Consider the following 13,399-nt stretch of genomic DNA (forward strand, 5'->3'; position numbering starts at 1 on the left):
GGCCGACCGCAAGAGCGATCCGCCGCGCCGTCAGGCGCGCGCCCGAGGAAGATCACGTGTTGAAGAAGACCCTGTTCCAGCTGCACTGGCTGTTCGGTATCAGTGCCGGGCTGGTACTGGCCCTGATGGGCGTCACTGGGGCCGCCTATAGCTTCCAGGAGGAAATCCTAAGCCTGCTCAACCCTGAGACCCTGCAGGTCCAGGTGCGCGACACTGGCGTGCTGCCGCCTGCCGAGCTGGTGAGCAGGATAGAAGCTGCCGAAGGCAAGAAGGTCGTCCGCCTCGGGGTGGAAACCGGGTCCGATCAAGCCGCCCGGGTCTTCTTCGCGCCTCCGCCCGGCGAGCACCGTGGCCCCATGCGTTACTTCGACCCTTACACCGGCGAGTTGCTGGGCGAGCCGTCCGGCCAGGTGTTCTTCGACCTGATGCTGCAGCTGCACCGGTTCCTCGCCATGGGCGAGTTCGGCAAGCAGATCACCGCCGCCTGCACCCTGATCCTGATCTTCTTCTGCCTCTCCGGCCTCTACCTGCGCTGGCCGCGCAAGGCCGGCAGCTGGCGCGCCTGGTTGACCCTCGACTGGTCGCGCAAGGGGCGCAGCTTCAACTGGGACCTGCATGCGGTGGCCGGCACCTGGTGCCTGGCGTTCTATCTCCTGGCCGCGCTGACCGGCCTGTTCTGGTCCTACGACTGGTACCGCGAAGGCCTCAATCGACTGCTCTCCGATGCACCCGCCGGGCAGCAGGGCAAGCCTGGCGAGCGCCGTGGCGAAGGCCGCGGCCGCCCCGGCATGCATGCGCCCTCCGGCCCGCCGCTGGTGGTGGACTATGACGCGGTGTGGAAGAGCATCCGCGACACCGCGGGCCCGGACATGACCGCCTACAACCTGCGCCTGCCGCCGGTGGGCGGCCAGCCGGCCACCGTCTTCTACCTGCTGGAAGGCGCCGACCATCCGCGCGCGCTGAACCAGATCACCCTCGACCCGGCCAGCGGCAAGGTGCTGCGCAGCGACCGCTATACCGACAAGAGCTTCAAGGCCCAACTGCTCACCAGCATCTACGCCTTGCACGTGGGCGAATACTTCGGCCTGCCGGGGCGCATCCTGGTGATGCTGGCCAGCCTGAGCATGCCGCTGTTCTTCGTCACCGGTTGGTTGCTCTATCTCGACCGCCGGCGCAAGAAGAGCGCGATCAAGGCCGCCCGTGGCGGGCTGGAGGCGAGTGCCGGCAACGATTCCTGGCTGATCGGCTTCGCCAGCCAGAGCGGTTTCGCCGAGCAGGTGGCCTGGCAGAGCGCTGGCCAGCTGCAGGCCGCAGGCCTGCCGGTGCGCGTCGAGCCCCTGGCGGCACTGGACGGCGGCACCCTGGCCCAGGCCCGCAATGCGCTCTTCGTGGTCAGCACCTTCGGTGATGGGGAGGCCCCGGACAATGCCCGTGGCTTCGAGCGCAAGGTGCTCGGCCAGGCCTCCCAACTCGCCGGCCTGCGCTTCGCCGTGCTGGCCCTCGGCGATCGCCAGTACGAGCAGTTCTGCGGTTTCGGCCGACGCCTGCAGGCCTGGCTGAAAGGGCAGGGCGCCAGCCAGCTGTTCGACCCGGTGGAAGTGGACAACGGCGACAGCGGGGCCCTGCAGCAGTGGCAGCAACAGCTCGCCCAGGTTTCCGGTAACGCCGTACTGACGCCCTGGAGTGGCCCGGCTTTCGAGAGCTGGACCCTGGAAGGCCGCGAACATCTCAACCCCGGCAGCCAGGGCGAATCCACCTGGTTGCTGCGCCTGCGTGCACCGGCGGGCAGCCAGATGGACTGGCAGGCCGGCGACCTGGTGGAGATCCTCCCGCGTCAGGCCGAGCCGCGCATCCAGACCTGGCTCGACCAGCATGGTCTGGACGGCGACGCCCAGGTGGAACTGGACGGCGTGCGCCAGCCGCTGCGCCAGGCCCTGGGCGGACGCCTGCTGCCGGGCTCCTTCGAGCACCTGGTGGGCCTGCAGCCGCAAGCCCTGGTGCAGGCGCTGATCGGCCTGTCGGTGCGCCAGTACTCCATTGCCTCGCTGGCCAGCGACGGCGTGCTCGAGCTGATCGTGCGCCAGGAGCAGCATGCCGACGGCAGCCTGGGCATCGCCTCCGGCTGGCTGACCCACCATCTGCCGCAGGGCGCCGCCGTGCCCCTGCGCCTGCGCCGCAACAGCCGCTTCCACCTGATCGATGAAGACCGCCCGCTGATCTTCATCGGCAATGGCACCGGCCTCGCCGGTCTGCGTAGCCTGCTCAAGGCCGCCATCGCCGCTGGCCGCAGCCGCAACTGGCTGCTGTTCGGCGAGCGCAACCAGGCCCACGATTTCTATTGCCGCAGTGAGCTGCAAGCCTGGCTGGCCGAGGGCGAGCTGCAACGCCTGGACCTCGCCTTCTCCCGTGACCAGGCCGAGAAGGTCTATGTGCAGGACCGCTTGCGCGAGGCCGCCGACGAGTTGCGCGCCTGGCTGGCGGAGGGTGCGGTGATCTATGTCTGTGGCAGCCTGCAGGGCATGGCCGAAGGCGTGGACCGCACCCTGCGCGACATCCTGGGTGACCAAGCTCTGCAACAGCTGAGCGACGAAGGCCGCTACCGCCGCGACGTGTATTGAGGGCGCTGTGCGCCGAACCGAGTGATCCCTGCTCCTGGGGAAATGTTCGCCCTGCCTCGTGCGGGGCGTTTTTTGGGGGCGTCCTGTAGGTTGGGCAGAGCGCAGCGAAGCCCAACGGCGGCCCTGTCGGCGCACGGGATGTTGGGCTCCGGTAGCCCAGCCACAACCTACGTGGAGTTTCGCCCCTACAAGAACGGCGGCTTTTAGCCATAATCGGCTTCATGAACAGACGAATCCTGCTGAACTGCGACATGGGGGAAAGCTTCGGTGCCTGGAACATGGGCAACGACGAGCACGCCATGCCGCTGGTGGACCAGGCGAACCTCGCCTGCGGTTTCCACGCCGCCGACCCCCTGACCATGCAACGCACCGTCGAACTGGCGTTGCGCCACAACGTGCGCATTGGCGCCCATCCGGCCTACCCGGACCTCGCTGGTTTCGGCCGCCGCCACATGGCCTGCACGCCGGAGGAGGTGCGCGCCCTGGTGCTCTACCAGATCGGCGCGCTGGAAGCTTTCTGCCGCGCCGTCGGCACCCAGGTCGCCTATGTGAAGCCCCATGGCGCCCTGTACAACGACCTGGTGCGCGACGACGCGCTGCTCGGCGCGGTGCTCGACGCCTGCGCCAGCTACCGCAAGGGTCTGCCGCTGATGGTCCTGGCCCTGGCGGACAACAGCCGCGAGCTGCAACTGGCCGACGCGGCCGACGTACCGCTGATGTTCGAGGCCTTCGCCGACCGCGCCTACCTGTCCGACGGCCAACTGGCGCCCCGGCGCCTGGCGGGCGCGGTGCACCACGAGCCCGAGCGCATCCTCGACCAAGCCATGGCGATCGCCACTGGCGAACCTTTCCCCGATATCGACGGCAAGCCGCTGCGGCTGACCGCCGACAGCCTCTGCGTGCATGGCGATAACCCGGAGTCCCTGGCTGTACTGCGCCGTCTGCGAGGCAAGCTGGACGCCCTATGATCCGCCTCGAACCCGCTGGCGCCGAAGCCCTGCTGCTGGTGCTGGCCGACGAACCGGATGCGCGGCTGCCACAGCGCATCGCCGTGCTGGCCGAGACCCTGCGCCAGCATTTCGGCCACCTGCTGGTGGACCTGGTGCCGGGCTGGACCACCCTGCTGCTGCACTACGACCTGACCCGCACCGACCATCTCGCCCTGGGCCGGCATATCGAGCCGTTGCTCGAGGACTGGCTGAAGGCGCCGGCTGCGAACGACGCCGGCAAGCTCCACCAGATTCCCGTCTGGTACTGCGGCGAGGACCTGGCGAAGGTGGCCGAATCCTGTGGCCTTTCCGCGGCTGAGGTAGTGGATATCCACAGCGGCGGCGAATACCGCGTCGGCGCCATCGGCTTTTCCCCTGGCTTCGCCTATCTCGGCGGCCTGGATGCGCGCCTGGCGCTGCCGCGCCGAGGCAGTCCGCGCATCCGCGTGCCCGCCGGCAGCCTGGCCATCGCCGAGCGCCAGACCGCCATCTATCCCCAGGCCTCCCCCGGCGGCTGGCACCTGCTGGGGCTGTGCCCCTGGTCGCTGTTCGACGCCAGTCGCGAACCGCCTTGCCCACTGGCCCTGGGAGACCGGGTGCGCTTCTTCGCCATCGACGAAGCGCGCTACCGCGCCGAAGGGGGCGAGGCATGAGCGGCCTGCGGGTGATCAAGCCCGGCCCGCTGAGCCTGCTGCAGGATGCCGGGCGCTTTGGCTGGCAGCACTTGGGAGTTTCCCCCGCCGGGCCCATGGACCCGCTGGCGATGGCCTGGGCCAATCGGCTGCTGGGCAATCCTTTCGGCTGCCCAGTGCTGGAAATTGCCCTGGGCGGTGTCGAATTGGAAGCTGAAAATACGCTCTGGGTGGCACTGGCCGGCGCCGATATGCCGCTGGACGTGGACGGCGAACCGCGACGCAACTGGTCGCGCTTTCGTCTGGAGGCCGGGCAGCGCCTCCAGGTCGGCTTCGCCCGCAGTGGCCAGCGCACCTACTTGGCGATGGCGGATGGCATCCGAGCCGAGCCGGTACTGGGCAGTGTCGCCTGCCAGTTGCGCGAAGGCCTGGGCGGGCTGGGCGGTGAAGGCGCCAAGCTGGCCGAGGGTGACCTGCTACAAGGCGGCGCCGCCGATTTTCCACGCGGCGCTAGCGTGCCCTGGCCCTGGCAGCCGGACTACAAGGCCGCGCAATTGATGCGGGTGCTGCTGGGCGGTGACGCGGCCAGCTTCGCCGAGGAAGAGGCTCGCGCCTTCTTCGAGCAGCCCTGGCAACTTAGCCCGCAGTCGGACCGAATGGGTACGCGGCTGCAAGGCGCGCCCATCCTCGCGCCGCAGCGACAGTGGTCGCAGGGCGTGGTCAGCGGCGCCATCCAGGTGCCGCCGGACGGCCAACCCATAGTGCTGATGGCCGACCGCCAGACCATGGGCGGCTACCCCATCCTCGGCTGGGTCCACCCGCTGGACCTGGGACGCCTGGCGCAGTGCGCGGCGAACCAGGTGCTGCGCTTCACCCCCATGAGCCTGGAGGATGCCCAGGAAGAGCTGCGGGAGTTCTATCGCTTTTTCGGGCGGTAGGGCACCGACCTTGCCGGTTCCTTGTGGGGGCGAATTCATTCGCTAAGCAGCCCGCAGGGGTGCCCTTCAGCGCCGCAGGGGGGCTGCTGCGCAGCCCTTTGCGAATGAATTCGCCCCCACAGAAAAGCGGCCCGTGCAACGGGCTATTTCGGCAAGTGGTTCAACGGCAGCGGCGAGGGCGCCTTTACCGTCTGGATCGCGAAGTTGCTGCGGATATCGCTGACGCCGGGGAGTTTGAGCAGGGTGCCGGTCAGGAAGTGCTCGTAGGCCCGCAGGTCCGGCACCACCACTTGCAGCAGGAAGTCCGCCTCGCCCGATACCAGGTGCACGGAGATGACTTCCGGCAGGCTGATCACCGCTTCGCGGAAAGCGTCGGCCTGTTCCTGGCGATGACGTTCCACCTTGATGCCAACGAACACTGTCAGCCCCAGGCCCACTTCGTCGCGGTCGAGGCTGGCGTGGTAGCCCCGGATGACGCCGGCTTCCTCCAGCAGCCGGACCCGGCGCAGGCAAGGCGAGGCGGACAGGCCGATCTCGTCGGCCAGCTGCACGTTGGAAAGGCGGCCGTCGCGCTGCAGGGCGGCGAGAATCCGGTGGTCGAGGGCGTCCAGTTTCAGTTTTGGCATGAGTGGTCTGTTTGGCTGCATAGGGTTGGCAGGAAATGCCATGAATCATGGCTGTACCAGTCAAATACGCAAGCACCTGCCCCGGCCTTCGGGCCTAGAATTTTTCCTCTCGACACGGCTCTGGAGCGGAAAAATGACCGGATTCCTTATCGCCCTGGCAGTGGTCTACCTGCTGCCTGGGCCGGACATGATCCTCCTGCTGCAAACCGGGGCCCGTCAGGGCCGCGGCATGGCCCTGGCCACGGCACTGGGGTTGGCCCTGGCGCGCAGCTGCCATGTGGCGCTGGCCGGCCTGGGGCTGGCGGTGCTGTTCAAAACCGCGCCCTGGACCTTCGACCTGGTGCGCCTGGCCGGCGCGGCCTACCTGCTCTGGCTCGGGCTGCGGCTGCTCCAGGCGCAGACCTCGGCCCTGGTGGTGGAGGGTGGGCGGCAGCCATCGCGGGCCTACTGGCTGGCCATGCGCCGGGGCCTGCTGACCAACCTGCTGAACCCCAAGGCGCTGGTGTTCTGTTCCGTACTGCTGCCGCAGTTCGTCAGCCCCGAGGCCGGGCCGTTGGCGTTGCAGTTCGCCTGGCTGGGTGCCCTGCTGGTGGCGGTGGGGCTGGCGTTCGACGCGGCCTATGCCCTGGCGGGCGCGGGGCTGGGCCGCTGGCTGGGGCGGCGGCCGCTGGTGCAGCGAGTGCAACAGTGGCTGTTCGGCGGGGTGCTGGTGGGGTTCGGGGTGAGGTTGGCGCTGTTGCGGGATATCTGAAGGTGGTGCTTTTTCCTTGTGGGGGCGAATTCATTCGCTAAGGGCCGCGAAGCGGCCCCTTGGATACTGTCGGGCGGGCCTTCGGCCCGCATAGCGAATGAATTCGCCCCCACAGAAGAGCGTCAGGCGTTGATCGTCTCCGCATGGTGGCAGGCCACCTGGCGGGCATCGAGCAGGCGCAACTCCGGTACTTCCACCGTGCAGCGCTCGGTGGCGTAGGGGCAGCGCTTGTGGAAGGCGCAGCCGGACGGCGGGTCGAGGGGGTTGGGCAGCTCGCCGGCGATCTTGATCTTCGGCTTGCCCGGGTCCGGGTGGATGACCGGCGTGGCCGAAAGCAGGGCCTTGGTGTAGGGGTGCAGCGGGCGGGTGTAGATCAGCTCGCTGGGGCCCATTTCCACCGGGCGACCGAGGTACATCACCAGCACGTCGTTGGCGACGTGGCGCACCACCGCGAGATTGTGGGAGATGAATACGTAGGCGGTGTTGTAGCGCTCCTGCAGGTCCATGAAGAGGTTGAGCACCTGGGCCTGGATGGACACGTCCAGTGCCGAGGTCGGCTCGTCCGCCACCAGCACCTTGGGGTTGAGCATCATGGCGCGGGCCAGGGCGATGCGCTGGCGCTGGCCGCCGGAGAACATGTGCGGGTAGCGCTGGTAGTGCTCGGGGCGCAGGCCCACCTGCTGCATCATCGCCTGCACCTGCTCGCGGCGCTCGGCACGGGACAGCGGGGTGTTGATCAGCAGCGGCTCGGCCAACTGGTCGCCGACCTTCTGCCGCGGGTTGAGCGAAGCGTAGGGGTTCTGGAAGACCATCTGCACGTCGCGGCGCAGTTGCTTGCGGTCTTCCTTGCTGGCGCCTGTCACTTCGCGGCCGGCGATCCGCAGGGAGCCGGAGGAGGGCTCCTCGATCAGGGTCAGGGCGCGGGCCAGGGTGGACTTGCCGCAACCGGATTCGCCAACCACGGCCAGGGTCTTGCCGGCTTCCAGCTCGAACGACACGCCGTTCAGGGCGCGCACCAGGGCGTGGGGCTTGAACAGGCCACGGGAGATCTCGTAGTGGCGGGTCAGTTCGCGGGCGGTCAATACGGCACTCATCGCGCCACCTCGATCAGGTTCAGGGGGTAGAAGCAGCGCACCGCGCCGTGTGCATGCGGGTCCAGGGTCGGACGGTGAGCCACGCAGTTGGGCTGGCCGTAGGGGCAGCGCGGCGACAACAGGCAGCCGTGGGGCCGGTCGTAGCGGCCGGGGACTATGCCGGGCAGGGTGGCCAGGCGGCGGGCGCCCAGGCTGTGCTCGGGAATGGCCTTGAGCAGGGCTTCGGTATAGGGGTGGGTGGGTGCGTCGAACAGGCGCGGCACTTCGCCGACTTCCACCGCCTGTCCCGCGTACATCACGCAGACGCGGTCGGCGGTCTCGGCGACCACCGCCAGGTCATGGGTGATCAGCACCAGGGCCATGCCCTGGTCGCGCTGGAGGTCGAGCAGCAGGTCCATGATCTGCGCCTGGATGGTCACGTCCAGGGCGGTGGTGGGCTCGTCGGCGATCAGCAGCTTGGGCTCGGCGGCGATGGCCATGGCGATGGCGACGCGCTGGCTCATGCCCCCGGAGAGCTGGTGCGGGTAGGCGTCGAGGCGGCTGGCGGCACCGGGGATTTCCACTCGTTCCAGCAGCTGCAGGGCGCGCTGGCGGGCGGCCTTGCCCTTGAGGCCCATGTGCTGGTGCAGCACTTCCTCGATCTGGAAGCCCACGGTGTAGCTGGGGTTGAGCGCGGTCATCGGGTCCTGGAAGACCATGGCCATGTCCTTGCCGACTATGTGGCGACGCTGCTTGCCCTTGAGCCTGAGCATGTCGTGGCCGTCGAAGCGCAGGCTGTCGGCGCTGACGATGCCGGGAGCGTCGATCAGGCCCATCAGGGCCATCATGGTCACCGATTTGCCGGAGCCGGATTCGCCGACTATGGCCAGCACCTCGCCCTTGTCCACCGAAAGGTCGAGTCCGTCGACCACGGGTACCGCGTTGGCGTCGCCGAAGCGCACGGACAGGTTCTTGATTTCAAGGAGGCTCATACGGCGGTCTCCTGGCGGTCGCAAGCGTGGCCGTAGGATGGGTGGAGCAGAGCGATACCCATCGAGGAGGTCGGCCGGAAATGATGGGTATCGCTTCGCTCCACCCATCCTACAAAGGTCATTCGGTTCATGGCGGGCTCCTCAGACTGCATTCTTGAGTTTCGGGTCCAGCGCATCGCGCAGGCCGTCGCCCATCAGGTTGATCGCCAGCACGCTGAGCAGGATGGTCAGGCCGGGCAGCGAGACCACCCACCAGGCGCGTTCGATGTAGTCGCGCGCGGAGGCCAGCATGGTGCCCCACTCGGGAGTGGGCGGCTGCACGCCGAGGCCGAGGAAGCCCAGGGCGGCGGCGTCGAGGATGGCCGAGGAGAAGCTCAGGGTGGCCTGCACGATCAGCGGCGCCATGCAGTTGGGCAGCACGGTGACGAACATCAGGCGCCACAGGCCGGCGCCGGCCAGGCGCGAGGCGGTGACATAGTCGCGGTTCTGTTCGACCATCACCGCGGCGCGGGTCAGGCGCACGTAGGAGGGCAGGGATACGATGGCGATGGCGATCACGGTGTTGATCAGGCCCGGGCCGAGGATAGCGACGATGGCCACCGCCAGCAGCAGCGAGGGCAGGGCCAGCATGATGTCCATCAGGCGCATGATCGACGGGCCGAGCAGGCGCGGGAAGAAGCCCGCCACCAGGCCGAGGAGGATGCCCGGGATCAGCGACATCACCACCGAGGACAGGCCGATCAGCAGCGACAGCCGAGCGCCGTGGATCAGGCGCGAGAGCAAGTCGCGGCCCAACTCGTCGGTGCCGAGCAGGAACTGCGCCTGGCCGCCTTCCAGCCAGGCCGGCGGAGCCAGCAGGAAATCACGGAACTGCTCGCTGGGATCATGGGGCGCGATCCAGGGGGCGAACAGCGCGCAGATCACGATCAGGATCATGAAGGCAAGGCCGCCGACGGCGCCCTTGTTGTGGGAGAAGGCCTTCCAGAACTCCTTGAGCGGAGACGGATAGAGGATGCTCGGGTCGACCTGGGGTTGCATGGCGTTCAAGGTCAGGTCTCCTCAGCGTTGATGGCGGATGCGCGGGTTGACCAGGCCGTAGAGGATGTCCACGACGAAGTTGACCAGGATGACCAGGCAGGCGATCAGCAGGATGCCGTTCTGCACCACCGGGTAGTCACGGGCGCCGATGGCCTCGATTAGCCATTTGCCGATGCCGGGCCAGGAGAAGATGGTTTCGGTCAGGACGGCGCCGGCGAGCAGGGTACCCACCTGCAGGCCGAACACCGTGAGCACCGGGATCAGCGCATTGCGCAGGCCGTGGACGAAGACCACGCGGGCCGGCGACAGGCCCTTGGCGCGGGCGGTGCGGACATAGTCCTCGCGCAGCACTTCGAGCATCGCCGAGCGGGTCATGCGGGCGATCACCGCCAGCGGGATGGTGCCCAGGACGATCGCCGGCAGGATCAGGTGGCGCAAGGCGTCGACGAAGGCGCCTTCCTCCTCGCTGAGCAGGGTATCGATGAGCATGAAGCCGGTTTTCGGCTCGATGTCGTAGAGCAGGTCGATGCGACCGGAAACCGGGGTCCAGCCCAGGCCCACGGAGAAGAACATGATCAGCAGCAGGCCCCACCAGAAGATCGGCATGGAGTAGCCCGCGAGCGAGATGCCCATCACCCCGTGGTCGAACAGCGAGCCGCGCTTGAGCGCGGCGATCACCCCCGCCAGCACGCCCAGGGTGCCGGCGAAGATCAGCGCGGCGATGGCCAGCTCCAGGGTGGCGGGGAACAGGGTGAGGAACTCGCTCCAGACGCCCTCGCGAGTACGCAGGGATTCGCCCAGGTCGCCCTGCGCCAGCTTGCCGATGTAGTCCAGGTACTGTTCCGGCAGCGGTTTGTTGAGGCCGAGGCGTTCCATGGCCTGGGCGTGCATTTCCGGGTCGACCCGGCGTTCACCCATCATCACTTCCACCGGGTCGCCGGGAATCAGGCGGATCAGGGCGAACGTGAGCAGGGTGACGCCGAAGAAGGTGGGGATCAGTAGCCCCAGTCGGCGTGCAATGAAACTCAGCATCTTGGCGAATCACTCCTCATCTTTTATTCGTGCCGGCCAACAAAGGTGGCCGTTCCCAGCAGTTTAGGCCGCGTGGGTAAAGGCGCCGGCCCGAGGGTGTCGGGTACGGCGCCTGGCGTTCGTTGTGGCAGGTGAGAAAGCCTCGTCCGGTCTGTGCCGGTTGGAGGAATGCATCGAGGCCGGTTGCCCGGCCCCCTCTGCTCAGCGCCCGTTGGAGACGCCGTAGAAGCTGTTGCGGCCGAACGGGCTGATCAGGAAGTCCTTCACGCTGGCGCGCATCGGCTGATAGACCGTGGAGTGGGCGATCGGGGTGATCGGCACCTGCTGCTGGAGCACGTGTTGGGCCTCTTTGTAGAGCTCGGTGCGCTTGGCCTGGTCCGGGGTGGCCTTGGCCGCCTTGATCAGTTTGTCGTAGCTGGCGTCGCACCACTTGGAGAAGTTGTTGCCGTTGACCGAGTCGCAGCCGTAGAGGGTACCCAGCCAGTTGTCCGGGTCGCCGTTGTCGCCGGTCCAGCCGATCAGCATGGCGTCGTGTTCTCCGGCGTGGGCGCGCTTGATGTACTCGCCCCATTCGTAGCTGACGATCTTCGCCTTGATGCCGACCTTGGCCCAGTCGGCCTGGAGCATCTCGGCCATCAGCTTGGCATTGGGGTTGTAGGGGCGTTGCACGGGCATGGCCCAGAGGGTGATCTCGGTGCCTTCCTTGACGCCGGCGGCCTTGAGCAGTGCCTTGGCCTTTTCCGGGTCGAACGCGCGGTCCTTGATGGTCTCGTCATAGGACCACTGGGTCGGAGGCATGCCGTTCACGGCCAGTTGGCCGGCGCCCTGGTAGACGGCGCCGATGATGGCTTGCTTGTTCACCGCCATGTCCAGCGCCTGGCGCACCTCGAGCTTGTCGAAGGGCGCGCGGGTGACGTTGTAGGCGATGTAGCCGAGGTTGAAGCCAGGCTCGCTGGGGACCTGCAGGTTCGGGTCCTTCTTCAGGGCCTCGATATCCGCCGGACGCGGATTGAGGGTGACCTGGCATTCGCCGGCCTTGAGCTTCTGGGTACGCACGGAGGCGTCGGTGTTGATGGCGAAGATCAGGTTGTCGATCTTCACGTCCTCGGGCTTCCAGTAGTCCTTGTTGCCGGTGAAGCGGATCTGCGCGTCCTTCTGGTAGCGCTTGAGCACGAAGGGGCCGGTGCCGATTGGCTTCTGGTTGATCTCGGCGGCCTTGCCGGCCTTCAGCAACTGGTCGGCGTACTCGGCGGACTGGATGGCCGCGAAGTTCATCGCCAGGTTCTGGATGAAGGCGGCGTCCACTTCGTTAAGGGTGAAGGCCACGGTCAGGTCGTCGACCTTCTCCACCTTGGCGATGTTCTTGTCCAGGCCCATGTCGGTGAAGTAGGGGAACTCGGTGGGGTAGGCCTTACGGAACGGGTGGTTCTTGTCGAGCATGCGCTGGAAGGTGAAGAGCACATCGTCGGCGTTGAGCGTGCGGCTCGGCTTGAAGTACTCGGTGGTATGGAACTTCACGTCCGGGCGCAGGTGGAAGACGTAGCGCTTGCCGTCTTCGCTGATCTCCCAGCTGGTTGCCAGGGCCGGCACGGCGCGGGTGCTGCCGCGCTCGAACTGCACCAGGCGGTTGAAAATGGTTTCGGAGGTCGCGTCGAAATCGGTGCCGGTGGTGTACTGGCCCGGGTCGAAGCCGGCAGGGCTGCCTTCGGAGCAGAAGACCAGGTTGCTGGCGGCGTGGGTGATGCCGGAGCCGAGGATCAGGCCGGCGGCGAGCATAGTCTTGAGCTGGGTTTTCTGACGCATGCGAACCTCGTTGTTGTTGTTCTGAGGGCGGCGTATCAGGTGGTCGAAACTTGCTGTGTCCGTAGCACCTGGCCCTGCGGCGTCGTGGGCCGCAGGCTGCCCGTCAATCGCAAGCCTGGGGCCGGATACCGGCGTTCCCGGGCGGGCGATGGCCGCATGGCGCGAAGGGATGCTCCCGCGCCTGCGGGCCGAGGCCGAACTTAAGTGATGCTGAAATTAAGGTCAACTTAAATTCAGTGGCGCTTACTTATGGGAACCGGGCGGTCAGGGCGTGGGGTGGTCGTCGAACAGGCCCATGGTGGTGACGGTCAGCACCTCGGCCACTTCGTCGCCGGCATTGGCGAGGAAATGCGGCTTGGCGGCATCGAAATGCACCGAATCCCCGGGACCCAGGGGGTAGTTGCGGCCTTCGATGGTGTAGACGATCTGTCCGGAGAGGACATAGGCGAACTCCGCGCCCTCGTGGGAAATCAGCTCGGACCGGTAGCCCACCGGCATGCTCATTTTCACGGCGTTGATCAGGTTGCCGGGGAAGTTGCTGGACAGGCGCTCGTAGGCCAGCGGCTGGCCGCCGATGGTGTAGCGCACGCGCTGGCCCTGGTGGGAATCGGGCTGGTGCTGGGTGGGTTGGTCGAACAGGCTGTTCAGCGGAACTCCCAGGGATTTGGCGATGTTCGCCAGGGACGATATGGACACACCGGTGAGGTTGCGCTCCGCCTGGGACAGGAAGCTGGCCGTCAGGCCCGATTCGGCGGCGACTTGGCTCAGGGTCTTGTTGGCGGCGCGGCGGTAGCGGCGCAGACGTTCCCCGATGCGATCTACGGTCATTGGCGTGGCTCTTGTTCTGAAGGGCGCCAGTATAACGAGCGGCGCTTCAGAGAAAAGGCTTGTCGCATTGTTGAAAGTT

The 13,399-nt window shown here is 67.1% G+C and carries 12 protein-coding genes; 5 read left to right on the top strand and 7 right to left on the bottom strand.

Annotation, left to right across the window (positions count from 1 at the left end; translation table 11 throughout):
• The first annotated feature begins 59 nt into the window (after positions 1-59).
• The 4 genes from E8F11_RS15630 to E8F11_RS15645 all read left to right on the top strand — a co-directional run bounded on the left by E8F11_RS15630 (position 60) and on the right by E8F11_RS15645 (position 5,177).
• Positions 60-2,618 carry a sulfite reductase flavoprotein subunit alpha gene (locus E8F11_RS15630; RefSeq protein WP_280289768.1) on the top strand — a complete coding sequence of 853 codons (2,559 nt, stop codon included), beginning with the start codon at positions 60-62 and terminating at the stop codon, positions 2,616-2,618.
• 221 nt (positions 2,619-2,839) lie between these two features.
• Positions 2,840-3,586 carry a 5-oxoprolinase subunit PxpA gene (locus E8F11_RS15635; RefSeq protein ID WP_280289745.1) on the top strand — a complete coding sequence of 249 codons (747 nt, stop codon included), beginning with the start codon at positions 2,840-2,842 and terminating at the stop codon, positions 3,584-3,586.
• Positions 3,583-4,260 (top strand): 5-oxoprolinase subunit PxpB, encoded by a 678-nt coding sequence (pxpB, locus tag E8F11_RS15640; protein ID WP_280289746.1) that lies wholly within the window; start codon positions 3,583-3,585, stop codon positions 4,258-4,260. Before E8F11_RS15635 ends, pxpB begins: the two co-directional genes overlap by 4 nt.
• Positions 4,257-5,177 (top strand): biotin-dependent carboxyltransferase family protein, encoded by a 921-nt coding sequence (locus E8F11_RS15645; protein WP_280289747.1) that lies wholly within the window; start codon positions 4,257-4,259, stop codon positions 5,175-5,177. Before pxpB ends, E8F11_RS15645 begins: the two co-directional genes overlap by 4 nt.
• 143 nt (positions 5,178-5,320) lie before the next feature.
• Here the strand turns inward: E8F11_RS15645 and E8F11_RS15650 are convergent, their stop codons facing one another.
• Positions 5,321-5,794, bottom strand: coding sequence for an Lrp/AsnC family transcriptional regulator (locus E8F11_RS15650; RefSeq protein WP_280289769.1), 474 nt, complete (start codon positions 5,792-5,794; stop codon positions 5,321-5,323).
• A 142-nt stretch (positions 5,795-5,936) separates the two neighbouring features.
• On the opposite strand from E8F11_RS15650, the gene E8F11_RS15655 reads away from it, so the two are divergent.
• Positions 5,937-6,554 (top strand): LysE family translocator, encoded by a 618-nt coding sequence (locus tag E8F11_RS15655; RefSeq protein ID WP_280289748.1) that lies wholly within the window; start codon positions 5,937-5,939, stop codon positions 6,552-6,554.
• 122 nt (positions 6,555-6,676) lie between these two features.
• On the opposite strand, the gene E8F11_RS15660 is transcribed toward E8F11_RS15655, so the two are convergent.
• The 6 genes from E8F11_RS15660 to E8F11_RS15685 form a co-directional block, all read right to left on the bottom strand.
• A complete protein-coding gene (locus E8F11_RS15660; protein ID WP_280289749.1) occupies positions 6,677-7,648 on the bottom strand; it encodes a peptide ABC transporter ATP-binding protein in 972 nt (323 codons plus the stop codon).
• A complete protein-coding gene (locus E8F11_RS15665) occupies positions 7,645-8,619 on the bottom strand; it encodes an ABC transporter ATP-binding protein (RefSeq protein WP_280289750.1) in 975 nt (324 codons plus the stop codon). Before E8F11_RS15665 ends, E8F11_RS15660 begins: the two co-directional genes overlap by 4 nt.
• A gap of 141 nt (positions 8,620-8,760) precedes the next feature.
• Entirely contained in the window at positions 8,761-9,666 is a 906-nt protein-coding gene (locus E8F11_RS15670; RefSeq protein ID WP_280289751.1) for an ABC transporter permease subunit, read from the bottom strand.
• 12 nt (positions 9,667-9,678) lie between these two features.
• Positions 9,679-10,689 (bottom strand): ABC transporter permease subunit, encoded by a 1,011-nt coding sequence (locus E8F11_RS15675; protein ID WP_280289752.1) that lies wholly within the window; start codon positions 10,687-10,689, stop codon positions 9,679-9,681.
• A 201-nt stretch (positions 10,690-10,890) separates the two neighbouring features.
• Entirely contained in the window at positions 10,891-12,492 is a 1,602-nt protein-coding gene (locus E8F11_RS15680; RefSeq protein ID WP_280289753.1) for an ABC transporter substrate-binding protein, read from the bottom strand.
• Positions 12,493-12,756: 264 nt separating this feature from the next.
• Positions 12,757-13,320: a cupin domain-containing protein gene (locus tag E8F11_RS15685; RefSeq protein ID WP_280289755.1), complete on the bottom strand. Its 564-nt coding sequence runs from the start codon at positions 13,318-13,320 to the stop codon at positions 12,757-12,759.
• Between the last annotated feature and the right edge of the window lie 79 nt (positions 13,321-13,399).

Source organism: Pseudomonas sp. BN417, from assembly GCF_029871205.1.
In the GTDB taxonomy this organism is placed as follows: Bacteria; Pseudomonadota; Gammaproteobacteria; order Pseudomonadales; family Pseudomonadaceae; genus Metapseudomonas.